The 24,390-nt window shown below is 46.2% G+C and carries 23 protein-coding genes and 2 tRNA genes; 15 read left to right on the top strand and 10 right to left on the bottom strand.

What is annotated here, in order from left to right:
• Positions 1 to 143: 143 nt before the first annotated feature.
• Together QUA00_RS24055 and QUA00_RS24050 are read left to right on the top strand one after the other, a co-directional pair.
• On the top strand, positions 144 to 1,256 hold the full coding sequence (locus tag QUA00_RS24055; protein ID WP_333411342.1) for an AAA family ATPase: 1,113 nt from the start codon (positions 144 to 146) through the stop codon (positions 1,254 to 1,256).
• Positions 1,253 to 4,084, top strand: coding sequence for an ATP-binding protein (locus QUA00_RS24050; protein WP_333411341.1), 2,832 nt, complete (start codon positions 1,253 to 1,255; stop codon positions 4,082 to 4,084). Before QUA00_RS24055 ends, QUA00_RS24050 begins: the two co-directional genes overlap by 4 nt.
• A gap of 20 nt (positions 4,085 to 4,104) precedes the next feature.
• Here the strand turns inward: QUA00_RS24050 and QUA00_RS24045 are convergent, their stop codons facing one another.
• The 5 genes from QUA00_RS24045 to QUA00_RS24025 all read right to left on the bottom strand — a co-directional run bounded on the left by QUA00_RS24045 (position 4,105) and on the right by QUA00_RS24025 (position 5,479).
• Positions 4,105 to 4,461 (bottom strand): DUF5615 family PIN-like protein, encoded by a 357-nt coding sequence (locus QUA00_RS24045; RefSeq protein ID WP_333127850.1) that lies wholly within the window; start codon positions 4,459 to 4,461, stop codon positions 4,105 to 4,107.
• Complete coding sequence (locus QUA00_RS24040; RefSeq protein ID WP_333411340.1) at positions 4,454 to 4,852, bottom strand: DUF433 domain-containing protein; 399 nt, start codon at positions 4,850 to 4,852, stop codon at positions 4,454 to 4,456. Before QUA00_RS24040 ends, QUA00_RS24045 begins: the two co-directional genes overlap by 8 nt.
• 37 nt (positions 4,853 to 4,889) lie before the next feature.
• Positions 4,890 to 5,102: a helix-turn-helix domain-containing protein gene (locus QUA00_RS24035; RefSeq protein WP_006634859.1), complete on the bottom strand. Its 213-nt coding sequence runs from the start codon at positions 5,100 to 5,102 to the stop codon at positions 4,890 to 4,892.
• Between the two features lie 31 nt (positions 5,103 to 5,133).
• On the bottom strand, positions 5,134 to 5,334 hold the full coding sequence (locus QUA00_RS24030) for a hypothetical protein (protein ID WP_333411339.1): 201 nt from the start codon (positions 5,332 to 5,334) through the stop codon (positions 5,134 to 5,136).
• 61 nt (positions 5,335 to 5,395) lie between these two features.
• A tRNA-Leu gene (locus QUA00_RS24025) sits at positions 5,396 to 5,479 on the bottom strand.
• Between the two features lie 228 nt (positions 5,480 to 5,707).
• On the opposite strand from QUA00_RS24025, the gene accC reads away from it, so the two are divergent.
• Entirely contained in the window at positions 5,708 to 7,063 is a 1,356-nt protein-coding gene (gene accC, locus QUA00_RS24020) for an acetyl-CoA carboxylase biotin carboxylase subunit (RefSeq protein WP_333411338.1), read from the top strand.
• A 130-nt stretch (positions 7,064 to 7,193) separates the two neighbouring features.
• Here accC and QUA00_RS24015 read toward each other — a convergent pair whose 3' ends face one another.
• The gene (locus QUA00_RS24015; protein ID WP_006634856.1) at positions 7,194 to 7,478 is read right to left on the bottom strand and encodes a YggT family protein; all 285 of its coding nucleotides are present in this window, start codon (positions 7,476 to 7,478) and stop codon (positions 7,194 to 7,196) included.
• A gap of 124 nt (positions 7,479 to 7,602) precedes the next feature.
• On the opposite strand from QUA00_RS24015, the gene psbX reads away from it, so the two are divergent.
• The 5 genes from psbX (at position 7,603) to QUA00_RS23990 (ending at position 12,540) form a co-directional block, all read left to right on the top strand.
• Positions 7,603 to 7,722, top strand: a complete 120-nt coding sequence (gene psbX / locus QUA00_RS24010) for a photosystem II reaction center X protein (RefSeq protein ID WP_190741405.1) — start codon at positions 7,603 to 7,605, stop codon at positions 7,720 to 7,722.
• 284 nt (positions 7,723 to 8,006) lie between these two features.
• Positions 8,007 to 8,816 carry a Ycf66 family protein gene (locus tag QUA00_RS24005; RefSeq protein WP_333411337.1) on the top strand — a complete coding sequence of 270 codons (810 nt, stop codon included), beginning with the start codon at positions 8,007 to 8,009 and terminating at the stop codon, positions 8,814 to 8,816.
• Between the two features lie 287 nt (positions 8,817 to 9,103).
• Positions 9,104 to 10,228, top strand: coding sequence for a redoxin domain-containing protein (locus tag QUA00_RS24000; RefSeq protein WP_333140032.1), 1,125 nt, complete (start codon positions 9,104 to 9,106; stop codon positions 10,226 to 10,228).
• A gap of 110 nt (positions 10,229 to 10,338) precedes the next feature.
• On the top strand, positions 10,339 to 11,787 hold the full coding sequence (locus QUA00_RS23995; protein ID WP_333305776.1) for a trypsin-like peptidase domain-containing protein: 1,449 nt from the start codon (positions 10,339 to 10,341) through the stop codon (positions 11,785 to 11,787).
• A gap of 132 nt (positions 11,788 to 11,919) precedes the next feature.
• Positions 11,920 to 12,540, top strand: a complete 621-nt coding sequence (locus tag QUA00_RS23990) for a pre-peptidase C-terminal domain-containing protein (RefSeq protein WP_333140036.1) — start codon at positions 11,920 to 11,922, stop codon at positions 12,538 to 12,540.
• Positions 12,541 to 12,832: 292 nt separating this feature from the next.
• Here the strand turns inward: QUA00_RS23990 and QUA00_RS23985 are convergent, their stop codons facing one another.
• The 4 genes from QUA00_RS23985 to QUA00_RS23970 all read right to left on the bottom strand — a co-directional run bounded on the left by QUA00_RS23985 (position 12,833) and on the right by QUA00_RS23970 (position 15,912).
• Positions 12,833 to 13,984 (bottom strand): leucine-rich repeat protein, encoded by a 1,152-nt coding sequence (locus tag QUA00_RS23985; protein ID WP_333140038.1) that lies wholly within the window; start codon positions 13,982 to 13,984, stop codon positions 12,833 to 12,835.
• Between the two features lie 124 nt (positions 13,985 to 14,108).
• A complete protein-coding gene (locus QUA00_RS23980) occupies positions 14,109 to 14,297 on the bottom strand; it encodes a chlorophyll a/b-binding protein (protein ID WP_333140040.1) in 189 nt (62 codons plus the stop codon).
• A gap of 94 nt (positions 14,298 to 14,391) precedes the next feature.
• The gene (locus QUA00_RS23975; RefSeq protein WP_333140042.1) at positions 14,392 to 15,408 is read right to left on the bottom strand and encodes a succinate dehydrogenase/fumarate reductase iron-sulfur subunit; all 1,017 of its coding nucleotides are present in this window, start codon (positions 15,406 to 15,408) and stop codon (positions 14,392 to 14,394) included.
• Between the two features lie 306 nt (positions 15,409 to 15,714).
• Complete coding sequence (locus QUA00_RS23970) at positions 15,715 to 15,912, bottom strand: hypothetical protein (RefSeq protein WP_333411336.1); 198 nt, start codon at positions 15,910 to 15,912, stop codon at positions 15,715 to 15,717.
• Positions 15,913 to 16,408: 496 nt separating this feature from the next.
• Between QUA00_RS23970 and QUA00_RS23965 the strand changes: the two genes are divergently transcribed.
• The 7 genes from QUA00_RS23965 (at position 16,409) to QUA00_RS23935 (ending at position 24,183) form a co-directional block, all read left to right on the top strand.
• Positions 16,409 to 16,957, top strand: a complete 549-nt coding sequence (locus tag QUA00_RS23965) for an excalibur calcium-binding domain-containing protein (protein ID WP_333411335.1) — start codon at positions 16,409 to 16,411, stop codon at positions 16,955 to 16,957.
• A gap of 122 nt (positions 16,958 to 17,079) precedes the next feature.
• Positions 17,080 to 17,811: a RadC family protein gene (gene radC / locus QUA00_RS23960; protein ID WP_333229317.1), complete on the top strand. Its 732-nt coding sequence runs from the start codon at positions 17,080 to 17,082 to the stop codon at positions 17,809 to 17,811.
• 317 nt (positions 17,812 to 18,128) lie between these two features.
• The gene (locus tag QUA00_RS23955) at positions 18,129 to 18,467 is read left to right on the top strand and encodes a DUF1815 family protein (protein WP_015176985.1); all 339 of its coding nucleotides are present in this window, start codon (positions 18,129 to 18,131) and stop codon (positions 18,465 to 18,467) included.
• A gap of 848 nt (positions 18,468 to 19,315) precedes the next feature.
• Complete coding sequence (locus QUA00_RS23950) at positions 19,316 to 19,795, top strand: DUF4079 domain-containing protein (RefSeq protein ID WP_333140054.1); 480 nt, start codon at positions 19,316 to 19,318, stop codon at positions 19,793 to 19,795.
• A 133-nt stretch (positions 19,796 to 19,928) separates the two neighbouring features.
• Positions 19,929 to 21,197 (top strand): transposase, encoded by a 1,269-nt coding sequence (locus QUA00_RS23945; protein WP_333411334.1) that lies wholly within the window; start codon positions 19,929 to 19,931, stop codon positions 21,195 to 21,197.
• 229 nt (positions 21,198 to 21,426) lie between these two features.
• On the top strand, positions 21,427 to 24,036 hold the full coding sequence (locus QUA00_RS23940) for a ComEC/Rec2 family competence protein (RefSeq protein WP_333411333.1): 2,610 nt from the start codon (positions 21,427 to 21,429) through the stop codon (positions 24,034 to 24,036).
• Between the two features lie 60 nt (positions 24,037 to 24,096).
• A tRNA-Ser gene (locus tag QUA00_RS23935) sits at positions 24,097 to 24,183 on the top strand.
• Positions 24,184 to 24,390: the final 207 nt, after the last annotated feature.

Genomic DNA, 24,390 nt, shown 5'->3' with positions numbered 1-24,390 from the left:
AAGCTACTTTCAAAAATGTCCCAGAAAATTATTTCCGGTATCATAAAAATAACCGGAAAAATTTTTCCTATGTTTTGAGAAACCGGAAAAAGATTCTAGTTACGCGCTAGTTATGGTAAACTCAGCAAGAGAGACGCCAAGTTATGGGAGAAGTTGGGGTGACTGGGACTGTGAACTTATGGCAAAACTTTTTAAGATTAGAGATAGTTACTTTTTATGGCTTGAGTCGGACAGAGACAGCTATTCTTCTGGCTAAGTTTCCCGATGAAAAAACCGTTAAGAGCAATAAAGAGGTTGCAGATGGAGGAATCGCAGAAGAAAATTCTGACATTCTGATCGACCCTGAGAATGTTCGGCGGCAAATGTGGACGATATACAATAAGCGTTTCTGTCCACAAGAAAATCGCGAAGGTTTTTCGGGTTGTAACGACAGAAGTAGTTCGGTGAAAGATACCGCATTTCTAGATTGGCTGAAACCGAAGTATTTAAAGTGGCTGTCAAGTCAAAGGAGTGTAGTAAGTATAGGCGATCGTACCCCTGTTATTTCTGATAACCCTTTTATTCCTCAGACTGGTAGAGTTGACGACCCACAACTGTTTTTCGGCAGAGAGGGGGAAATGAGGCGAGTATTCGAGGTTCTTAACAGCAATGACAGCGTAGTTTTAATAGGAGAAGAAGGTATCGGGAAGTCTTCTCTGCTATCGGCTATTTGCCAACAGGCTAAAAATCTCCTATTCTCGCCACGGAAGCCCATTTACTTAGACCTCAATCGAGTTCGAGATAACGATGACTTCTACACAGCTTTGTGTGAAGAAGTTGGCATCCCTAAAAGCTATGGAAATATGCTATATCGTAATTTGAAAAATCATAGAGTTCTGCTGGCTATAGATAATATTGAAAAGATGACTAGAGAAGGTTTTACCCGCGAAGTTAGAGATATTTTGCGGAGTTTAGCTGAGGGGCAAAAGGCACCTGTGAAACTGATTGTAGCTGCTAGCGCACCCCTCAAGACACTCTTTAATGACGGTCAGGATATCTCGTCATCTCCACTTGAAACTATTTGTCAGCCAGAAAATATTAAGCCTTGGGATGAAACAACAGCCCGTGACTTTATTCAAGCTCGTCTTGCTAGGACTTTGGTGCGTTTTAGTGAAGAGGAAATCAGCCAGCTACTACAATTAAGTGGCGGTCATCCCCGACGGCTGATGCAGTTGTGCTATCAAAATTATGCGCGATATATGGAGGATGTAAAATGAGCGATCGCAACACCGACATTCCCCGTTTAGACTTAGCTCCTAAATTCAAGATATCTCTTTCATTATCAAAGCCCATCGATTACTTGCGGTTATTATACTGGATGTTTTTCTTTCCCCAAGCCTTGCGTTGGTATGTCCAAAATAGAGGGTCTATTCTAGAGAAAAACAAAAATTCTAAAAAATATTTTGGATTAGTGATTAACTCCATATCTCGGTTACTGATACAAGTAATGGTAGTCATATTTATGACATTATTAACTTGGAGTGTAATTCTTAAATTAATGAATTTTTCAGTAAAAATTGAACATATATTAGCCATCTTTTTATTGACTAATGTTTTCTGTGTCATGGTCTTGGGTTATCTACTACTAATAATTCAAACAAATATATCTAAATTTAACCTTTCACAAACAACAAAACCTCTAACTATAATCATTCTTTTGACCTTGAATTTAAATATGGCCTTTTTTACAGTGAGTGCTATAAAAGAAGGATCTACTCACCTGGGAGTTATCTTAATTTCAGGTATATTAGCAGGTATATGGTTGGGTATAGGAGGTATTGCGACACTAGCCATTTTAGAGGTGGACGACTTAGCTATTATATTAGTTATTTGTGGAGTATTATTAATGTCATTAATGCTTTGCTTGAGTCTGCCAATTGAGTTCAAAGTTACAGATATTTTTGTAGTTCTAAAAAGCCTGTTAGTTCGCGCAGTTTTTTTTGTTGGTTGTGTAATTGGTTCATTTCTAGGATTGCTGCGTCCAGATAACTGGTTTATTAAATTACCTATAACCAAAACATTCTTTAAAACAGGACTTATGCAAAGAGTTAAAGAAAACAGCAGCCCAAGGGTTTTAAGTAATGAGTTTAGTTCCCGATTTCCTGATTTTCTAATTTCTTCATCTCCCCATCTTCCACTGTCTCAAGAATTGCCATCTGATTGTGTCTTTGAAATGCGTAAGCCTTATAGAAATAATCTAGACTTGCTTTTTCCTCGTGTAACTGTCCTGCCTAATCCCTATCTCACCGAGCAATTAACAGAATGGCTGCGACAAGATTGGGAGACAGGAATACATAATGCTTATCAAATTTATACTTATACTCTCCAGTTCATTCCTGTAATTCAAGCTTTAAAGCAAGTTATTGCTGAGAAACCAGAGCAACTTGTCTCTCGTATAGCACATTTAACAGCTCCCCCTTACCAATGGGAATGGGTGCGTTTAATTTCAGATTTTATGTATACAGACTTTATTCAATTTGATCCTCATGCTCGCGCTTTTGCCCGTGGTTTTTTGTGTTTGTATGAGCGGTCGCCATACCATGCAATGAAAGCATTTGAGACCTTGCGCTCTCTACCTTATGGAGACGAAATGTGGAATATCAGCCTAAATATGTATTACTATGACCAGGCTAAAAAGTTGAACGATATTGCTACGCTATCGATAGATTTGCCTAAAAAACCTTGGAGGCGTTTGAATACTTGGAGAGCACTCAAGAGTTTGTATGACATTATAAGGGATATTCAAATTATTCAGAATAGTTCGTCTCGTTCTGCCAGAGCCTTCGCTCTGAGCCATGCTTTAGGAGAACTTAAAAACTTGCGGGAGCAACCTGATGATGTACCTCAACCAGAGCGAGAAATAGTTAGAAAAATAGCCTGGAATTGGTCGAAAGCGATATTAGATGTAGCTAGTGAGGTTGGCAACGTTTCTATTACTGAGCGAGTGCGTAATCCCTACGTGGTTGGCGACCCTGTTGAGGGCAACCTGTTTGTTGGACGAGAGGATATACTCAAACAGCTCAAAGAAGTGTGGATATTGAGTCACCAACTCCAGTCTGTGGTTATCTACGGTCATCGACGCATGGGCAAAACTTCTATTCTGCTTAACGCGGCTGAGTCCCTAGGGTCACAGGTAAAAGTAGCCTATATCAATCTATTGCGAGTGGGAAATACTCCTCAAGGAGTTGGAGAGGTGTTGATGGCAATTAGTGATGAAATTTCTGAGGTTGTCAAAATTCCACCTCCTGCCGATGAGGATTTGCTGAATCTTCCCTACCGTACTTTTGAGCGCTATTTGAAACAAGTAGAGGCAAATCTGAGTGAAACGGGTTTAATTATTGCTTTAGATGAGTTTGAGAAGATTGAAAAACTGATTGAAAAGGGAAAGATTGACAGTGACTTTATGGAGGTTCTGCGCGGGATGGTACAAATGAGTCCTAAAATAGCTTTTGCCTTGGCTGGTTTGCATACTTTAGACGAGATGACTGGGGATTACTCCCACCCTTTCTTCGCTAGCTTTATTAATATCAAGGTTAGCTTCATGGAAAGTGCAGCTACCCGTCAGATTCTCGCTAATCCACATGAAGATTTCCTTCTTGACTACGCGCCAGAAGCGTTATCTGTAATCTCTATGTTGACTACTGGACAGCCTTATTTAGTTCAGCTAGTGGGATTTCAGCTAGTTCGCCGCTACAATGAGCAAGTTTTTGACATGGGAAATTCTCGCGATCCGGTCTTTACAGTAGAAGATGTGAGGGCAGTCATTAATAACCCTGAATTCTTTCAGCGGGGAAGCTACTACTTCGATGGCGTTTGGGGTCAGGCGGCGCGGGGTGCTCCCCGACAACAAGAGATATTAAGAGCGATTGCACCTCACCCAGAAGGACTCGATATCAACACGCTAGCTGAATTTACTGGCATGAACGAGACAAATTTACAGCAAGCACTTAACTCTTTGATACGCCACGATGTAGTTTGGGAAATTGATGGCAAGTGGCGCATTATTGTCGAACTATTTCGCGTTTGGGTGGATAAATGTATATAGTGTGCTTGCGTAAGTCCTGATTAGGTTCGCCACTGATTAAGCCAGCGGACTTGCCCTTTCCAGTCAGCAGCTTGTGTTTCTGAAAGCAGGCGATCGAGCGAAGCAATTAGACTAGATAATGTCCAACTGTTTTGAGCAGCCAAAATGATGCCACCATGTTCGGGATAACGCTGAGCTAAAACCTGAAAATCCCGGATATTAAACGTAAAAATACACCGTCCTCGCGCTGTTGCTTCTAGCAATTGAGCCTCATCGCTAGCATCTAAAGCCATCCACTCAGTCGGTGTCCGAGTGACATCGTGACTGCGAGATAAAAGGGCGGCTTGCAAAGCTTTAATAGAAGTATCGGCATCTAGATGCAATAGCGGTTTAGACATTAGCAGCTTCGATAATTTGCTCAGCGGCAATAGATGCGTCTATTTCTTGATGGTGAGCCGCATAAAAAGCGAGAACAGCGTTCACTTGATCTTCACTTAAGTCATACTCAGTGGCAATTTGGTTTGGAGAAAAACCCCATTTCTGCGCTGCGATGACTACTGTTTGCACCCGCAACCGAGTGCCGCGCAAAACGGGAACGAGTGCGCCGCTAGCGCCGCGCACATAGGTGATTTCAGGAAAAGCCGGATCGTCATTCCGCTGGTTGAGGGTAGCGACTTTTTCGGCTACAGCCCAGAGGATAAACTGATCGAAGGAAATGCCTTGGAGTGTTGCCAATTTTTCAGCTTCTTGCTGTAACTGAACGGGTAAGTTTAAGGCGTAGGATGTCATCGATCTAACTTCCGTTTGCTAATATAATTTCATCGGTTCATTCTTTAACAACTTCCATCAACTCCTCAATCAAAACATCGAGCGTGCGAGCTATCTTTTGAATGGATGTGATATCAACCGTTGCTAGTCCTTCCGAACGAGCATAGTGCCTGACTGTGCTGTACGGAACCTCGGATCGATCGGCAACATCCTTTAGCGTCCATCCTTTTTCGTCAGCCAACTCTCGGATTCGGAACCTAACTAACCCCATTCTACTTGACAAACGATAAGTATCTATGTTTCTAATTCAAACACAATTGTCGATCGACAGTTAAACAGTATTTTGTATGGTGCGGATCTGTCAGAAGTTCGATCGCACTTGAGGATATCGGATGAATCTGCACCCTACCGTACTCGCGCACAATCAAAGAAACCGGGTTTTTTCCCAAATCTTCCCACCGTAACCAAATATTCTCGCAAAAACCCGGTTTCTGGCTACCCACCCATCAAAAATAAAACAACTGCCGACAGCCAAAACCGTCAACAGTTGTTTTACATATTCAATGCGGATGGCGAGACTCGAACTCGCAAGGACATATTGCCACACGCACCTCAAGCGTGCGCGTATACCAATTCCGCCACATCCGCTCTTTCTGGCAATCTCCGGGATTTTTGCGTTACCAGTTAAAGATTCACAGGTTGAGGTTCCTGACATTTAACTTGTGACTTGCCCTTTGACACCGCCGATTTACAATCATAGCACCACTACCAGCCAAATGTAAAATAAATTTTTGTGAACAATTTCTGCAAAACGATTATCCAGAACATACCGAAAGGCATTATTGTACAGAATATTGAGTGAATTAAGCAGCGAAGATGGGGTTCTCGAAAATTTTAATCGCTAATCGGGGAGAAATAGCTCTCCGCATATTGCGGACCTGCGAGGAAATGGGGATTGCCACGGTCGCCGTACACTCCACCGTAGATAAACACGCCTTGCACGTCCAGTTGGCAGACGAAGCCGTTTGCATCGGCCCCCCCACCAGCAGCAAAAGCTATTTAAACATCCCCAACATCATCGCGGCTGCCCTGACGCGCAACGCAGCAGCCATTCACCCCGGTTACGGCTTCCTCGCCGAAAACGCCCGATTTGCCGAAATCTGCGCCGACCATCAAATAACCTTCATCGGGCCGTCTCCGGCAGCAATGCGGGCAATGGGCGACAAATCCACCGCCAAAGAAACTATGCAGCGGGTGAAAGTCCCCACAGTACCCGGTAGCGAGGGATTGCTGGCGGACGATCGCGAAGCTTTGTCGATCGCCCGCGACATCGGCTATCCTGTGATGATCAAAGCCACCGCCGGCGGTGGAGGCCGCGGCATGAGGCTAGTTAGAGAACCCTCGGAACTCCCCAAACTATTCTCAGCAGCCCAAGGCGAAGCCGATGCAGCCTTCGGCAACCCCGGACTTTACCTCGAAAAATTCATCGAAAAACCCCGGCATATCGAAATCCAAATCCTCGCCGACAACTACGGTAACGTCATTCACCTCGGCGAGAGAGATTGTTCGATTCAGCGCCGACACCAGAAACTCCTCGAAGAAGCCCCCAGCCCAGCCCTCAGCCAGAAACTGCGAGATCAAATGGGTCACGCTGCCATTGCCGCCGCCAAATCCATCAACTACACGGGTGCGGGCACTGTCGAATTTCTGCTTGACAAATCGGGCAAGTTCTACTTCATGGAAATGAACACCCGCATCCAAGTAGAACATCCCGTCACCGAGATGATTACAGGCCTCGACTTGATAGCCGAACAAATCCGCATCGCCCAGGGAGAAAAACTGCAAATCAAGCAAAACCAAGTAATTCTCAGCGGTCACGCGATCGAGTGCCGCATCAATGCCGAAGACCCCGATCGCAACTTCCGCCCTCACCCCGGCATAATCAGCGGTTATTTGCCTCCCGGTGGCCCCGGCGTGCGGATGGACTCTCACGTCTACACCGATTACGAAATACCCGCTTACTACGATTCTTTAATCGGTAAAGTAATTGTATGGGGGCGCGATCGACCGACAGCCATCCGCCGGATGAAACGGGCATTGCGGGAATGCGCCATCACCGGTGTCCCCACCACCCTGGGCTTTCACCAAAAAATCCTCGATTCCCCCGAGTTTCTCAGCGGCGAAGTTTACACGAATTTTGTCGAACAGTTCTTGAACCAAAACAGTCATTAGTCAGTTGGCAGTTGGCAGTTGTCAGTTGGCAGTTGTCAGTTGTCAGTTGTCAGTTGGCAGTTGGCAGTTGGCAGTTGGCAACTAACCCATGCCCCATGCCCCATGCCCCATGCCCCATGCCCGCTGACTCTTACATCATCATCGTCAGCAGCCCTTGCTGGCCGAGAATCATTTCTCGCAGCAAGCTACAGATACCCACCCAAATAATCGGCGTAATGTCCACCCCGCCGATCGGCGGTACAATCTTTCTAGTTACGGCTAAAAAAGGTTCCGTCGGCCAAGCAATCAGACTCAACGGCAACTTGCTCAGGTTCACCTCGGGATACCAAGTCAGGACGATCCGAAAAATAAACAGCAAGGTCATCACGACTAGGACAGAGCCCAGAATCCAACTTGCAACGGTAATACCAGTCATGGGTCTTATCTCGAAATTTTAAGTTTTGTTAAGTCTGCTATTCATAATTTTAACCGTTTCACAGGTGCGATCGAAAGTATAAAATTAATAAAAATCAAATTGTTGTAACAAAGGCTTTGAATCTATGACTCCTTCTCTCGCGAACTTTTTGTACAGCCTGCTGGTGGGCGTGGTGGTAGTAGTGATTCCAGCAACCATCGCCCTGATCTTCATCAGCCAAAAAGACAAAATCAAGCGCACCTAAAAAGTCAGCGGGTTTCTAAGTCCGGCGCTGCAAGTCAATTGTGGGCTACAAGTCGGGCATTTCCCCGATCCGAGAAACCTCGGCTGCCAGCAACTGTCAAGGCAAAACCTTCAGTTGACTGCCAAGCTGAGGTTTTTTCCCGTTAAACTCATTATTATACTACTCACTTCCCAAGCTGAAACCCTGACCGGACGCTGCCCCAGAAAGCACAGTCGGGCTGACAGACTTAATGATAGATGTAAAATCTAACTCGCTAACATAGGAAAGACATAGGAGATAGGCTAATGGTCAATTTAGGATTGAACTGGAGCAGCCTGTTAGGGATTATCCTAGCAGTAGCAGGGGCAGGACTGTATTTTCTGCGATCGTGGCGTCCCAAACTAGCCCGAGACCACGATATTTTTTTTGCAGCAGTCGGCTTGCTGTGCGGCGGTATTCTGTTATTTCAAGGGTGGCGGCTTGACCCAATTCTGGCATTCGGTCAATTTCTGCTCAGCGGTACCGCCATATTTTTTGCAACAGAAAGCATTAAGCTGCGAGGAGCGACCACAGCCCAAGCCAAAAGTCGCGCCCAATACGTAGATGAAGAGCGACCGGTCAGCAACGCCTATGGTTACGACGGCTATGATTCCGAAATGGAACAGCTAGAACCAGAGGAAGACTATCCGCCGCGTCCCCGCATCAGAGGCAGCCAAGACTACCGTTCCTCTCGGGAAGCCTACGACGACGAACCCCGCCGCCGCCCCTCGAATCGCAACGGCAGCGTTAACACCGGACGGCCCGACTCGCCCGATCGATCCTCGCGCAAACGTCCCTCTCGCCCAGAAGCCCCGCCCGCCCAAGAGTCTGACAACTGGGACGTTTCAGACAACCCCGAAGAAAGACCGACCCGCAGCCGCAGCAGTCGCCCCCCTGCTTCGGAAAACCGCAGTTCCGATACGCCGCCGAGAACCAAAAAACCCCGTCCTACGGAATCATCGAGGTCTCGCCCCAGCAACCGCGACGTGGAAGCACCGCCGTCAGATTACGTGGAATATCGACCTGTAGAATACCCGGAAGACCAACCGGATAATTCCCCCAGTTTCGACAAATAGGCAAACACTAAGTAGATGGGTGAAACTAAACATTTATCCCGTAGCTCTGGCTTGGGAAACCGCAGAAATCTAAGTTGCGTTTATTGATACCCATCTACTTATTATCCGATATTAAACAACTTATTAAAAAGACTCTAAATTGCGAGTTTAAAACCGCAGAAAAACGCAGATATACACAGATATAAGCTAATTTTTGTATAAAGAAACAATATTAACATACCGAATATGTGGAACTAATCGACAGCATAATAATCTAAATATAAAATCCCAATTATTAAATCAGCAAGATGCCATTACTCGAAATAGGAGATCCGGCTCCCTGGTTTTCCATTCCTTCTACAAATAACCCCTTATTTCATTTCCAGACTGTTGGCGGCCGGCGCGTCGTGCTGTTTTTCTTTGCCAGCGCAGCTTTTGAACAAATCCAAGTTATCCTCAAAAGCTTTCAAGAGCTTTCAGAAGAATTCCAAAGCTTGCAAGTACCGCAGTTTGGAGTGAGCGTTGACCCAGCAGACAAAGAACAAAACAGACCAACAACAATTGCTCCGTCATTCATCTTTTTCTGGGACTTGGATAAAACAGTCAGCCAGCAGTACGGTGTTTTCCGAGATGTCGAAGAAAATGGAGTTGCCGGAGTTCACTATGCACCACAAACTTTTGTTCTCAACGAAAACCTTCAGGTAATTAATATTTTGCCGATGGGCGAACCGCACCAACACGCCCAACAAGTATTAGATTTTCTCAAAACTTTACCCCCAATTGAGGAAGCCCGATCGGCCACTCGCCACGCCCCGGTGTTGGTAATTCCTAACGTTTTGGACAAAGCATCTTGCCGCAGTTTAATCGATATGTACAAAAATCACGGTGGCAGTCCTTCCGGCTTTATGAGGCAAATAGGCGGGAAAACAGTTGGCCTGCACGACGACACTTTCAAGAAGCGCCGCGATTTCTTTATTGAAGACCCGAAGTTACAGCAGCGATTGAGTGCGATTATTTGGCGCCGGGTGCGGCCGGAAGTAGAAAAAGCTTTTCAGTTTACAATTACCAGGTTTGAGCGGTATTTGATAGGTTGTTACGATGCTGACAGCGGCGGTTATTTTCTGCCGCACCGCGACAACACTAGCAAAGCTACGGTGCACCGTAGGTTTGCGATGACGCTAAACTTGAATGTGGGAGAGTACACGGGGGGATTTTTACGGTTTCCCGAGTACGCGCCGCACGGTTATAAAGGCGATTCTGGCACGGCGATTATTTTTTCGTGTTCTTTGCTGCATGAAGCGACGCCGGTGATTAGCGGCCAGCGTTTTGCTTTGCTGTCTTTTTTCTACGGCAATGAGGATGCTGCGCTACGACAAGCTAATTTTAAGTATTTAGCTGCTGATTCAGATTCCCGAATTGGAGAACCGGCGTGAGGAATGTCACTACCGTGGTGCAAGTCTTAAAATAATTACAGAAGGTAGTTAGCGGTTAAGCACAAAACCTAATTCCTAGCTACCCATCGCTAAATACTAAATCGATCGCCATGAATTTAAAACTTCTAACTTTAGCAGTATCGGGAATTTTAACGGTTGGGGTAACAGCCAGCGCCAGTGCGGTTGTTACGACATCCCCTGGGCGGCAATCAACAGATTTAACAGAATTTAACTCGGTGCATTCCCAGGGTGCGATCGCCCAAAATGTCGCAGAACAAACCAATATTCGGGTCTACGAAAAGGCCAGTCCGGCGGTTGTTACCGTCGATACCGGTAAATCTAAGGGCAGCGGCACAATTATCAGCCCTGACGGCATGGTGTTAACGACCGCCCACGTCGTTTCGGCCGGCGGTACCGTGAATATAATTCTGGCAGACGGCAGAAAACTTGTCGGCGATGTTGTCGGATTCGGCGAAGAAGGTCTAGACTTAGCCGTGGTTAAGATTCGCGGTCAAAACAATTTGCCGACCATTCCTTTAGCCCGTCCCGGTTCGGTGAAAGTCGGGCAACAAGCATTTGCGATCGGCAATCCCTTCGGTCAACTTCAAGGTACTTTTACAGTCGGAATCGTCAGCCGCATCGACCTTTCTCGGGGCTTAATTCAAACCGACGCCGCCATCAATCCCGGCAATTCTGGAGGGCCGCTGCTCAACAGTTCTGGAGAATTAATCGGCGTCAATTCTTCTATTTTGACTCGCGATCGGGGTGGAGGTAATATCGGTATCGGTTTTGCAATTTCAGCAGACAAAGTACCCGCTTTCCTGACAGCGGTACGAGAAGGGCGAGCTCCCCGCGTGGCTCAAGCCCGATCGCCCTTTGGTGGCAACAAATCACCTGAAAAACTCGCGCTCAACGGGCCCGCCATCAGCGGTAAACTCACCGACAATTCTAGCGTTCTGGCCGAAGACAACAGCTTTTTTGACCTCTACTCCTTTGAGGGAAAAGCGGGCCAGCAAATCACAATAGAAATGAAAAGTCAAGAAATTGACCCTTATTTAATATTGCTCGGGCCCAACCAGCGCCGAATCGCGCAAGACCATGACGGAGCCGGCAGTAAAAACGCCAGAATTACAGTCAGGCTGCCAGCAGACGGCACTTACACGTTAGTGGCAAATTCCTACGAAGCTAGGCAGTCGGGGGCTTATACGTTAGAACTGAAAGCGAGTGCTACCGCGCCTTCTCGGGCGATTTTGCAAGAAGAAGGCGCTTTAGTCGCAGGCGGCCCAGTATTGCCGTCTGACAACAGTCTGTATCGAGAGTATACTTTTGAAGGTCGAGCTGGTCAGTCTGTAGCCATTTCCCTCGAAAGTACAGATTTCGAGCCGTATGTGGCTATCATTGGCCCTAACGACCGATTACTGGCACAAAATGACGAAGGGAGCGATTCGACTAAAAATGCGTTTCTAAGCGTTACTTTGCCCGCTACGGGTCGCTATCGCGTATTTGTCAATGCTTACGATGCTTCGGGCCGGGGTCGTTACACTCTAACTGTCCGGTGAAAATTGGGCATGGGGCATGGGGCATGGGGCATGGGGCATGGGGCATTGGTAGCACCTAACAAATAATCCATGACTACTGACTACTGACTACTGACTTCTTCCTTCCTTCTTCGTTGCAAATCGAGGTAATTCATGCGTCAAGTTAGATTTTGGGCGATCGCGCCAATTGCTCTGGTAGCTACTTTTTCTGGCAAGCCGACTGTCTCCCTGCCAGTTTCCAATTTAGGTGGAGTTGCTAACAGTAGTTCCACCCTCATTTCAGCAGAATTTCCTCAAAATTTAACTGATGCGAAGCCTGCTGGCAAGGCGGTTTTAGCTCAAGCAAGCCCCAACCCGTCGCCATCACCACAAAGTTCGCCAACTCAGAGCCCAAGTGTAGAACCTCGATCGAGTCCTGATGCGGGTTCATCTAAGGTAATTTTAGAGCAAAACGGAGAACTCAGCCCTGCTAAGTCTTCTGTACTGCCCTCGGACAGCAGTTTGTACGACGAGTATACCTTTGAAGGCACTCAGGGTCAAAAAGTGATTATTACCGTAGAAAGTACCGAGTTTGATACTTATCTCGCTATTTTCAACTCCCAGGGGGAGCTACTTGGAGAAAATGATGATGCGACGCAGCAAAATTCCAATTCAGAGCTTACTGTTACCTTGTCTGCGAACGGTCGCTATCGCGTCATTGTCAACGCTTACGATCCGCCTCCAAAAGGTAGAGGCAAGTACAGTTTGACCGTCCGTGAAACAACTGGAAATTAGTTTGATATCATGTCTGCTCGAACGATTAAAAGGGCGGGTTTTTGAGATTGTCAATTATTGGCAGATATTTTTCGTGAACCCGCCCCTACCGTATTAGGGGCCATCGACCGAACAGAATATGAACGAAACTTCGGATTCAGGGCACGGCAATGCCGTGTCCCTATAATTCAAGGACGATCGCGCTACAAGTAACTACTATTAACTTTTGTAAATTTATATGTTGGCGTGCAACTATAAAACTCATAATCTTGTACATCTAATTTTTACACCAGTAAAGTTAAAAATTTGGCATTTAACTTACGGGTTCCCAGCGACAGATAGACTCTGGTTTGAGCGGGCAAATTTTGGAAACGATCGGGTTGAGACCGAGGGAGAGAAAAGTTAGTTTAGTCAAAGATGCTAGCGGTTTGATGTCACCGATCTGATTGCTTTCGAGTGTGAGTCCCGTCAGATTAGTCAAAGATTGTAAGGGTTTGATGTCGGTGATTTTATTGTTGATCAGACCGAGTTCAGTCAGCCTAGTCAAGGATTCTAGCGGTTTAAGGTCGCTGATTTGATTGGCACCGAGGTGGAGTTCAGTCAGCTTAGTCAAGGATTCTAGCGGTTTGAGGTCGCTGATTTGATTGGCGCCGAGGTCGAGTTCTGTGAGTCGGAAAAGTTCTCGATCGGCCTCATCGCACTCAGTAGTCCTTGCTTTCTGCAACAGCACCTCAACAGTATGTTTAGCTTCAAGACTCAAATCAGCCTTTTTGCGACACCAATCCGCAAATGTTTGTCCACTCTTTCCGGGTTGCCTCTTTGCGACTAACGGGGAAGGTTTATTGAATTCGATGATTTCATTGCCACTGAGGACGAGGTGTGTCAGTTTAGTCAAAGATTTTAAGGGTTTGATGTCGCTGATTTTATTGTCACCCAGATCGAGATCGATTAGTTTAGTCAAAGATGCTAGCGGTTTGATGTCGCTGATTTGGGTAAAGCTGAGGTCGAGTTCAGTCAGCTTAGTCAAAGATTGTAAGGGTTTGAGGTCGCTGATTTTATTGCCTCTGAGGTTGAGTACAGTCACATTAGTCAAGGATTCTAGCGGTTTGATATCGCTGATTTTATTGCCTCTGAGGTTGAGCACAGTCAGGTTAGTCAAGGATTCTAGCGGTTTAATATCGCTGATTTCATGGCTGCGGAGGCTGAGTTCCGTGAGCAGAGAAAGTTTCTGATTAGCCTCATCGCATTCAGTAGTCCCTGCTTTCTGCAACAGCACATCAACAGTACGTTTAGCTTCAGGAATCAAAGAAGCCCGCTGGCGACACCAATCAGCAAATGTTCGTCCACTGTTTCCCGGTTTCGGTTCGGAGATTAAGGTGGAAGATCCATTTCCGCATGATGCTAGGACGATCGCGCTACAAGTAACTACTATCCACTTGGGTAAATTCATATGTTTGTATGCCACTATAAATGTTATAATTTGGTACCTCTAATTTGATAAAGTGTATTTCCAATAACTCTTAAAAATCAAAAGAAAGCTGAAATATAGATAATTTTTCAGCTTCCTTTTTTAATTGATTTTGATTAATTTAACGCAGGCCCAGCCAGGTAAAAAAATCCTGACGGGTGAAGAATTCTAGCAGCAAAAGTCCCACGAATCCCACCATCGCAAATCGTCCGTTGATTTGTTCGGCGTAGGCATTCCACCCAAAGGCTGGTTCTGGTTTTGGGGTATTTGGGGTTGTCGGTTTTGAGGATGGAGGAGTTTGAGCAGTCATTGAAAAGTTTTAAGTTTCGTGTTTTGAGTGATGAATTGTGGGAAGCTTTACGATCGCACAACTTGTAATTTACCAGGAAAATGCCCGCCGATCGCTAATCTGCTGACTTTTCTAAACTTTGAACCGATTCGATCAGATTTCGCACGGTTTCGGTACCTTCTGAAGGCTCAAAAAACAGCGGGAACTTGCCGCGAGCGATCATTCTCAAACCCAACGGGCCCAGACTCAGCAAACCTTTAACGTCGCGGAAGTAGTTTCCTACTACTTCGATGCCAAATTTGCGCTCATCTATCCAGCCACCTTCTTTGACGAGATCGATTAAAACTTTGCGATGGCGGATCGATCGACTGGCTTGGTCATCTTTGCGATCGAGAATCTCCTGTTTAATCTTACCAATTTGATCCATCGGCGCAACTTCCATCGGACAAACCGAGTTGCAGTAGTAACAGCGCGTGCATCCCCAGACGCCTGCGGTGCCTTCGTTGTATTTTTCGAGCCGATTTTCGGTTTCGCTGTCGCGGGAGTCGGCGATCGTGCGGTAAGCTTTGGCGAGGGCGTGGGGGCCGACAAATTCCGGGTTGACTTCGCGGGCGTTGCACTCAGAATAGCACGCGCCGCAGAGGATGCAGTTGCCGGTTTGGTCGAGTTTCGATCGCTCTTCTGGAGTTTGCAGAAATTCGCGTTCTGGAATTGCTCGCGAGGCTGTGCTGACATAGGGTTCCACTGCTTCCAGGTTGTCCCAAAAACTGGTCATGTCAACAACCAAATCTTTAATTACTGGCATATTTCCCATTGGGGCTACCGTGATTTCTGGAATGAAATCGGCCGGCCTTTCTGCTGAGCTGGAATCAGCTATTTTTTGCAATCTTGCGAGTTCGCTGGCTACATTTTCTTTGCAAGCTAATGCCGATCGACCGTTAATTCGCATAGAACAACTGCCGCAAATTGTATTGCGGCAATTTTTGCGAAAAGCTAAAGTGCCGTCGTGTTCCCACTTAATACTGTTGAGGCAGTCTAGGATGGTATTGCTCTCTTCCACATCTAGGGTGTAAGTGTGAACCCGGGGAGCCTCGTTTTGATTTTGGCGGACTACGTTAAAGCGGACTTTCATATTTTGAGTAAGGAATTTAGTTTCTATTTTAAGCTAAATTTTTGGTCTCTCTAGAAACCTATTATTTTTTTAACAACTACCGAAAGTAAGAGATTTTAAAAGTTTTATTATTGTTTGATAAACATCAATAATTCTAAAGTTATAAATCATAAATTGCAACTTTTTTAAGCGGATTTGTGAGCTATTAATTGGAGATAAAAGTAATTAATCGCTGCAATTCGCTAGTCGGAGGTGCGTGATGTCCAGCTTGTTTGTATTAACTTTCATGTTTTCCACACCGGCTTTTTGTCTGGGTCTGCTAAATCCTCAATGGGTGGGACTGGGAACTCGCCAGCGATCGGCTGCCTTGTACGGCGGCTTGATGGCAGTTTCGTTCGTTTTGCTTGGGGTTACAGCACCTAAGCCGCCGCAAGCAGTTTCATCGGGGCTGCTGGCCTCAACTGAATGGCCCGAATTTAGAGTAAGCGCACCTTTGCGCTGAACGTAGCTGGGTATGCATTTCACTTTTTTGGCACCATTACAAGAAATTTTACCAGGACTTACGGCCGGTTGGGGCGAGAAACGTAGTTTTTTAAGAAAAATACTTGGTTCTACTCATTTACTGCAATTAAAAACCCAGGTTTATAGGCGTCGGAGTGCGCTCGCGAACTGTAGGAAAAAATCGTGGGTTTAGTAAGGAGAAATATACTCAGAGACCCTGGTGCAACTGGGTCGGGTGTCCAACGTCCTAGTTTACTTCGTAAATCATAGGGATTTGTGAGTGTGCCAGCAGATAAATAAGGAAGTTAACTTCTCAGGACTTACGCACAGGGATTAAAGAAATCGGGTTGTTTAAACAGATATCCTTCGTGCTTCACCTCGGATTTTGCTAAAAGAAACCCGGTTTCTGCGTCCTGGATTACTTCTATTTTTTACTGGTAAAAGTCGCGATGCTTAATTTTTTCATCTTAAGCTTTCTATTGTCGATACCTGCCTTTTTTCTGGGTATTGTTCATCCGAAATGGGTGCACCAACCCGCAAGCGATCGGCTGCGATGTACGGCGGGTTGATGGCGGCTTCGTTTGTACTTGTTGCCGTCGCCGCACCCAATCCGTCTCAGGAAGTTTCGGTGGCGCATCCGGCCCCAACCGATCGGCTAGAATCATCTCAAACCGCTAAGCCGTCACCGCTTTCAGCAGCCCCGACACTGAAGCCGGAGACTGTGAAAACGCCGGCACCAACACCGAAACCTGCAATTTCTGCTCCCCCACCTGCACTTGCCAAACCAGAACCCGATCGCAAATTGCCATCTTCAGTCAAATCTGTTGGACGAAATGCAGAGATTGCTCTTGATGCACAGCAGCCAAAGAAAGACACCAAGAAAGTTATTGACGAGTCCTCTAAAGCGAAGGTTAAAAGTGCCGATTTTCCGAGTTGCGTTAACTCGGATTGCAACTGTTCGGACTTTGCGACTCAAGCTGAAGCGCAGCGAGTTTTAGAGGCATATCCGGGCGATCCTTTTAAGCTCGATCGAGATCGAGACTCGATCGCTTGCGAAACGCTAGGTTAGATTTGATCGGCCAAAATCCTCGGTTAATGATGAAGGCTTTTTTCGGTGATTGTACGAATTGAAGAAGGCAAATCGATCGGCTAAAATTGTCTAATTGTTGAGCTTGCGGTGCGGGTGCAGCTATGACTTACAGCTTAAGAATTGTCGATTTGCCAACGAGTGAACGGCCACGGGAACGGCTGATGGCGGGTGGCCCGAAAAGTTTGGCGACTGCAGAATTGATTGCGATTCTCCTGGGTACTGGTCAGGGACCAGGCAAACTTTCCGCCGTCGGGCTCGGACAGTATATTTTAAATCAGTTGAGTTTGCATTCCCGCGATCCTCTGGCTGTGCTACGCACTATTAGCGTTCAGGAGTTGACGCAGATTCACGGGATTGGCCCTGCTAAGGCAACTTCGATTTTGGCTGCGGTGGAGTTGGGGAAGCGGGTGTTTCAGTCGCGGCCGCCGGAAATGGCTGTGGTTGACTCTCCGCAAGCGGCGGCTGATGCCCTGAGTCAGGATTTGATGTGGCAGTCTCAGGAACGTTTTGCTGTGGTGTTGCTGGATGTGAAAAATCGGCTGCTGGGTACTCAGGTAATTACGATCGGCACAGCAACGGAAACTTTGGCTCACCCACGGGATATTTTTCGCGAGGTGATCCGCCAGGGGGCGACGCGGGCGATTATCTCGCACAATCACCCATCGGGGATTGTGGAACCAAGCCCGGAGGATATTGCTTTGACGCGACAGTTGCTGGCGGGAGCGCAGTTTTTGTCGATTCCGCTGCTGGATCACTTGATTTTGGGGAATGGCGATTTTCGGAGCTTGCGGCAGACCACGACGCTTTGGGACGAGTATCCCCAGGGTGATTGAACTCTTCTACTTAACTAATTTCATTACTATCATTAGTTATTTGTATCTTTGGGCTCTCCGACGGCTGAATCACCCTTTACAGCAGGCAAATTTTCCGGCTGGAGTCCCCCGCGATAGCCTGTTTTGGCTGAATGTCGCTGCTGATACTGCGTTTCGAGCACAACTCGGTTAATCTAGTATAGGTAGGCTGAAGAGGTCGCTAATCCGATTTTTTTTGAGCATACTAAACGTATACTGAACCAGCACCTAAATACCCACTTATTAAGAAATTATTAAATGGGATGTAAAATACACGGTGTGGTGATAGGAGGAGAACTGTGTTTCTGAGACTTGCAGAACAACACCGTAAATTCGTTCAAGATTTGGTAATGAACCTTCAAGCTTTAGCGATCGTGCTAGAGCATCGGGGTTATCTGGCATCCTGCTACACTTGCGGGGGTCAGATGAACAGTGCCTCATTTATGGTCAGTTTGACGGACAACCATCTGATTCGATTCTTAGTGTCAGATTACGGTATCACTTGGACTGAGATGCGGGACGACCGCGAACTCATGAAACTAGAAGGTGCAGAAGCGATTAATCAGTTACAAGAACTGGCAAATCTCGTAAAGTATCAAATCCAACCTTCGGAAGCTACTTTAGCGACGGCGCAGTGAGTGTAGCGATTGCACGGTTCCGAGGAAGGCGACGCAAGAAAGTCACTGCTTGTCTGCTAAAACCGAATCCCCAGCTAGTTAGTTGAGAGGGTTCATTTAGGTGCACAGCGATGGCTGCTCAACAGCCAAGGGTGCTATCAGGGTGCCTTGAGACAGTTTAGCGATCAGTCGATCGAAGTGAGCCTGGGCAGACGGCATACTTTATGCCAGAAGTCTCAAACTTGGAACCTCTAGTTTTTTTCAGCAGTTGATTCTCCCTTGAGAACGATTAGCAAAATGTAGAAGTGTGACGGTTCGTCGGCTGCGATGTTAATTTCTCACTTGGCCATTCAAAAGTCAAGGAATTGAAATTAACTTTGAGCAGGCAGGTAAAATTTAACATCCAGAGTGAGGATGAGGCTGTGAAGATTGGGCAAAAGGCAGCCCACGGGGTGTGATGTGCGGGCGAATGGCGTTTATTTTTGCTCTTAGATTTAGCCTATCAGGCTAAGAATTAACTTGAAGCAGCATCACTGCTGTAAAACATCTCACAGCCGGCCCAAGCCGGCTAAGTTTTGCCTATATCCAGGCTTCGGCGCAATGTTTGACCATCATGTTAGATAGATTCTGGTTGCACTCCTCCGGAATTGTTGACTGTTGACTGTTGACTGTTGACTGTGAACCCAAAAACTGAAAATTGTGCTTCTATTTGGTTGCAGATTGAAGGAGACTTTACGCTCGACGATGAAGCAAGGATTTGATATTAAACAGCTCTTAGAAATCGCGATCGCACTTGCTACACTAATATTTTATAATATTTTAATGATTAGTCCGAAAATATTTATCGCCAAGTTTGGAGTCAGTATCAAATGGTAAATTTAAGCGAACTACTAGAACCCATCGCCAGTCAATTTCGCAGTCTAGGAATTCCCGAACCAATTACCCATTGGGGACACCCTGTAATGATGGGGATCGTGGTAGTGGCGATGGGCAGTTTTGTCGGGTATACGGGATGGCAGGGACGTTTGGCCACAGATAAAGATGTCGCACTCACAAGTCGCTCGGATCACCGCAAGCTTGCACCGTGGATGTTTCTGTTTCTAGCTTTGGGCTATACAGGCGGCTTGCTGTCGCTGGTGATGCAGCACCAGCCAGTCATGGAAAGCCCGCATTTTTGGACGGGTTCGGCAGTGCTGGTTTTGCTGGCTATTGGCAGCTTGATTTCGCTAACGGGTTTTGGGGGCAATAAGCTAGCACTGCGCGCGGTTCACGCTTATTTAGGCACGACGGCCCTTGCACTTATGGTGCTGCACGCGGCTTTCGGTTTAAAATTGGGGCTGTCTATTTAGAAGAAGACTTATTAGGCAGTGGTAGTATTGTAAAACTTCATTGAGTTTATAAGCAATTATAAACAATAATGGTATTCTATTGTTGTGAGTGTTGAACAAGGAATACGCATAGCCCAAAAAACGCAAGTCTCAAATGCAACTAACACAGAGGCACATCATTAAATCGACGGAACACCGTTTCGCCCAAATAGACGAACTAGCTTTCAAGTCCAAAAACCTCTACAATGCCGCCAATTACGTCATTCGTCAGAGCTTTATTTATGGATGGGGTTATGTCAGTTATAACGAAATGAACCGATTGATGAAGTCTCACGAAGCATATAAGGCTTTGCCTGCTAAAGTAAGTCAGCAAATCTTGATGGTGCTAGACAAGAATTGGAAATCGTTTTTTGAAGCCGTTAAAGCTTACAAAGCTGACTCTTCAAGATTCACGGGTAGCCCAAAATTGCCAAAGTACAAAGATAAGACTAAAGGGCGAAACCTTCTCGTCTACACGATTCAAGCAATTAGCAGCAAACAGTTGAAGAAAGGAATCATTAAACTTTCCGGCACTGAACTTTCAATTAAAACCAAACTCAATCCCAACCAGATTTGTCAAGTTAGACTGGTTCCGAAATGTGATGCCTATGTAATTGAGGTGATTTATGATGAAACGGAGTCCACCCTTGGCAATGCCAACTCTGTAGCTAGTATTGATTTGGGACTGGATAATTTAGTGGCGTTAACTTCAAATCAACCGGGATTTATCCCTTTGTTGATTAACGGGCGACCATTGAAATCGATCAACCAGTTCTACAACAAGCGGAAAGCACGATTGCAATCCCACTTAAAAGGGAACCGCAAAACGTCACCCCGGATTCAGCGCTTAACTCGTTGTCGCCATCAAAAAGTTGATAATTACTTGCATCATGCTAGTCGCGTGATTGTTGACCATTTGGTAGTGAACCAAATTGGAACGCTGGTCATCGGCAAAAATGCACAGTGGAAAACCGAAATTAACTTAGGTAAGCAAACCAACCAAAACTTTGTCAACATTCCTCACTCTCGATTAATTGAGATGTTGGAATACAAAGCTCGGCTGGCGGGAATCAAGGTAATTGTGCAGGAAGAATCCTATAGTTCACGGGCCAACTTTCTGGGTCTAGACCCAATTCCTGTTTACGGAACAACTGATAAAGAGCCTGTGTTTACTGGTAAGCGTATCAAGCGAGGTTTGTACAAAACATCGGTTGGTCGGTTAATTAATTCCGATGTGAATGCAGCGTACAATATCCTCAGAAAAGCAATCCCAAATGCCTTCAGCGATGGGATAGGGAGCTGCGTAGTTCAGCCGAGGCGGGTTAATCCGCTCAAAGTAAAAGTGAAGGGGGAGGGACTTGAAGCCTCCCATGCCTATAAATGACTATACTTTTACCAGCTATATGTAGGGTCGCAATGTGTACCCTACATACAGAGGTTATATGAAATCCTCTCTTCATCGGCATTATTCGTCTCTCTCTCTTCTCTTCCTCTGCGTTCTCTGCGTTCTCTGTGGTTAAATCATTCCGATATAACCGGAATTGATATTATGTGTTCTGGACTGAAACCAACTCTACTTTTGACAGTAAAAATTGCTAATTACTTGCTAATTAATGAATCAAGCAACGGGTGTCATCTTCTGTCTTGCCTACATTTTGGGATTGATTTCTACAGCGGTTTCTTGGGGTAGATACGCGATACTTGCTTTGGGAATAGCGGTAGCGATCGCCCTGCCGAAATTGTTGCGAAAATATACTAAAAATTCTGTCCAAGTTACTAAGAAAAGACGCAGCAGACAAAAAGAAAATGCTCTTGAAGCACCCTTAGATGCGAGGGAAGAGTTGAGTTTGTTGGAGATCCTGCCGCGAGGGAAATGGGTGTGGGCAGTTGCGGGTTTGGTGGCATTTCTAGCTAGCGTTTATTTTGCAGTTCGATCGCCCCAACCGGCAATAGATGACATCAGCAAACTGATTCCGGCGGTTGGAAACACTCAAGAAGTGGCAGTGACAGTTCGCGGTAGAGTTGTCAGTACGCCTCGATTGACTCGATCGGGTCGATCGCAATTTTGGCTAGAAACAGATTTAGTTAGCGAAATCAACGGCGGCGAGGGAGGAGTAGTTGTCAACCGCCCAGTATCCGGCAAACTCTACGTTACAGTGCCCCTGCTGCAAGCAACAGGTTTGTACGCCGACAATACGATCGCAGTTGTGGGATCCTTGTACAAACCGCAGCCACCGTCGAATCCGGGGGCTTTTGATTTTCAAACATATTTAGCCAGAGAAGGGGCTTTTGTCGGACTCAAAGGCCGTCAAATTGACTGGAGGAGAGAAAATGCGATCGCGGATGTAAATCGAGTTAACAGCCAAGCGGCTGCTTTCTGGGAGTCAAGCGGGATGCAGCCATCGAAAATTCAAGCGATGCGGCAGCGGATCGTGCGATCGCAACTATCGCAGTTAAATGTTCCCGAAGGGCCCTTAATCAGTGCGATCGCCCTCGGCAAACAAGCCGTAGATTTACCTTACAACATCCGAGACTATTTTGTGCAGGCTGGATTAGCCCACGCGATCGCAGCTTCCGGCACTCAAGTTTCGATGGTTTTGGCTTTAGTTCTAGCTTTAACCAGGCGTTTTTCCAAACAATTACAATTTAGCTTTGGCGTCGGTGCTTTATTTTTCCTCGTGGGATTAACCGGCTTTGAAGCTTCAGTATGCCGCGCCGCTTTAATGGGATTTGGAACACTATTTGCTTTGGTGCTGAACCGCCAAGTTAAGCCGCTGGGATTGCTGTTAATTGCTGCTACTATTTTACTTCTGGTTAACCCTTTGTGGATTTGGGATTTAGGTTTCCAACTGAGTTTTTTGGCAACTTTGGGGTTAATCGTGACAACGCCGCCGCTGATGGCAAAGTTGGAATGGATGCCGCCCGCGATCGCTTCGATTGTTGTGGTTCCGATTGCAGCTTCAATTTGGGTGCTGCCGCTGCTACTTTACGTTTTTAGCGTGGTATCACCTTACAGCATTTTAGTTAATATTATTGCGGCTCCTTTGCTGTGGATTTTGAGTATTGGGGGGATGATTAGCGCTTTAGCTGGATTGATTTTTCCGCCCGCTGGCAGTGTTTTAGCGCAACTGCTGGACTATCCGGCAAAGGGGTTAATTGCGATCGCCCAATATTTCTCGCAATTACCCGGTAATTCGGTAGCTGTCGGTCAAGTATCGGTGTTTCAGCTAATCGCGCTTTACAGTTTAATTTGCTGGGTTTGGATCGGGGGAAGTTCGGCAACGGATTCTGTAACGGATGTAACGGATAGAAGGAGGAAGGAAGAAAAAAGACGGAAGCCGGAAGCAGTCAGAGGAAAAAACCAGGAAAAGGGGAAAGGGAAGAAGGCCAAAAGCAGAGTTATTGCACTGCCGATTTTTTCTGCGGCTTGGATTTTACCGCTGGCGCTGGTGGCGGGAATAAGTATCATAGTTTTGCCAGCTTGGCACGTTCAAGCATCTTTATTTCAAGTTACTTTGCTGGCGACATCTGGCGATCCAGTTTTAGTAATTCAAGATAGGGGAAAAGTGGCGCTAATTAATAGCGGTGATGAAAATACGGTAAGGTTTACAGTGTTGCCTTTTTTGCAGAAGCAAGGAGTTAATTCTGTGAATTTTGCGATCGCCACTCACGGTCATTTAGGTTTGAGCAGTGGTTGGGGAAAATTACTAGAACGCTTGCCAATTAAAACATTTTATGATAATAATGCTCCCAAACAAATTCACCGTGGCAACAATCAGGAGTTTATAACGGCTGTGCAATCTCGCCAAGGCGTTTACTTTCCTTTAGAAACTAACAGTACAGTTGATCTGGGTTCGACGCGGTTGCAGTTCGTGAATGCGGAGATTCCGGTGGTAGAATTCCTGGTGGGAAATCGAACGTGGTTGCTCGTCGGTGAAATGACACCGGAAGCGCAAAAAAAATTGGCAGCAACGGGAACCTTGAAGCCGGCTCAAGTGCTGTGGTGGTCAGGAAAAGCCCTGACGACCGAGTTATTGGGCGCGGTTGGGCCGCAAGTGGCGATCGCATCTGCTGACGAAATCGACCCAGAAACCGCAGCCCAACTGCGCCAAAGCAAAACCCAGATATTCTGGACAGGGCGCGACGGAGCCCTCCAGTGGACTCCTGCAGGGGGATTTAAGACCACTCTGGAATCTGAAGAAAATCAAACTTCTTTTTTATAAAGATTTACAATGTGGTGCACTGTGCGGTAATATAATTTTAGCTCGCATCTCAAGTTAATTGGAGAGGTGGCAGAGCGGTTGAATGCGGTAAACTCGAAATTTACTTTAGGGGTGACTCTAACGTGGGTTCAAATCCCACCCTCTCCGTACATCTCAGCGTCCAGCGTCAAGCGCGCACCTTATTAACCTAGGGTGCGCGCTCCTGATTATATTATGAAATTTAACTCCCCAATCTCAGTAGCATGATAGGGCGGTTTTCATTTGGGTAAGGTAGATGCTTAGGAATGAGAATTAAATAACTTCCACAAGTTTGTGGGATGGGCGTCCCGCCCGTCCAAAAAGGACGGGCGGGAC

The organism is Microcoleus sp. T2B6, from assembly GCF_036700475.1.
GTDB lineage: Bacteria > Cyanobacteriota > Cyanobacteriia > Cyanobacteriales > Microcoleaceae > Microcoleus.
Note: the sequence above shows the minus strand (reverse complement) of the source record. Positions and strands in the feature narration are given on the sequence as shown.

What these genes read in the sequence shown, in the direction of transcription:
- QUA00_RS24050 (WP_333411341.1), top strand. Translation starts at nt 1,253, where the DNA reads ATGAGCGATCGCAACACCGACATTCCCCGTTTAGACTTAGCTCCTAAA.
- QUA00_RS23940 (WP_333411333.1), top strand. Translation starts at nt 21,427, where the DNA reads ATGAATCAAGCAACGGGTGTCATCTTCTGTCTTGCCTACATTTTGGGA.
- QUA00_RS23950 (WP_333140054.1), top strand. Translation starts at nt 19,316, where the DNA reads ATGGTAAATTTAAGCGAACTACTAGAACCCATCGCCAGTCAATTTCGC.
- QUA00_RS24040 (WP_333411340.1), bottom strand. Translation starts at nt 4,852, where the DNA reads ATGACATCCTACGCCTTAAACTTACCCGTTCAGTTACAGCAAGAAGCT.
- QUA00_RS23990 (WP_333140036.1), top strand. Translation starts at nt 11,920, where the DNA reads ATGCGTCAAGTTAGATTTTGGGCGATCGCGCCAATTGCTCTGGTAGCT.
- QUA00_RS23945 (WP_333411334.1), top strand. Translation starts at nt 19,929, where the DNA reads ATGCAACTAACACAGAGGCACATCATTAAATCGACGGAACACCGTTTC.
- accC (WP_333411338.1), top strand. Translation starts at nt 5,708, where the DNA reads ATGGGGTTCTCGAAAATTTTAATCGCTAATCGGGGAGAAATAGCTCTC.
- QUA00_RS23975 (WP_333140042.1), bottom strand. Translation starts at nt 15,408, where the DNA reads ATGAAAGTCCGCTTTAACGTAGTCCGCCAAAATCAAAACGAGGCTCCC.
- QUA00_RS24000 (WP_333140032.1), top strand. Translation starts at nt 9,104, where the DNA reads ATGCCATTACTCGAAATAGGAGATCCGGCTCCCTGGTTTTCCATTCCT.
- radC (WP_333229317.1), top strand. Translation starts at nt 17,080, where the DNA reads ATGACTTACAGCTTAAGAATTGTCGATTTGCCAACGAGTGAACGGCCA.
- psbX (WP_190741405.1), top strand. Translation starts at nt 7,603, where the DNA reads ATGACTCCTTCTCTCGCGAACTTTTTGTACAGCCTGCTGGTGGGCGTG.
- QUA00_RS24055 (WP_333411342.1), top strand. Translation starts at nt 144, where the DNA reads ATGGGAGAAGTTGGGGTGACTGGGACTGTGAACTTATGGCAAAACTTT.
- QUA00_RS24015 (WP_006634856.1), bottom strand. Translation starts at nt 7,478, where the DNA reads ATGACTGGTATTACCGTTGCAAGTTGGATTCTGGGCTCTGTCCTAGTC.
- QUA00_RS23980 (WP_333140040.1), bottom strand. Translation starts at nt 14,297, where the DNA reads ATGACTGCTCAAACTCCTCCATCCTCAAAACCGACAACCCCAAATACC.
- QUA00_RS23995 (WP_333305776.1), top strand. Translation starts at nt 10,339, where the DNA reads ATGAATTTAAAACTTCTAACTTTAGCAGTATCGGGAATTTTAACGGTT.
- QUA00_RS24045 (WP_333127850.1), bottom strand. Translation starts at nt 4,461, where the DNA reads ATGTCTAAACCGCTATTGCATCTAGATGCCGATACTTCTATTAAAGCT.
- QUA00_RS23965 (WP_333411335.1), top strand. Translation starts at nt 16,409, where the DNA reads ATGGGTGCACCAACCCGCAAGCGATCGGCTGCGATGTACGGCGGGTTG.
- QUA00_RS24035 (WP_006634859.1), bottom strand. Translation starts at nt 5,102, where the DNA reads ATGGGGTTAGTTAGGTTCCGAATCCGAGAGTTGGCTGACGAAAAAGGA.
- QUA00_RS24005 (WP_333411337.1), top strand. Translation starts at nt 8,007, where the DNA reads ATGGTCAATTTAGGATTGAACTGGAGCAGCCTGTTAGGGATTATCCTA.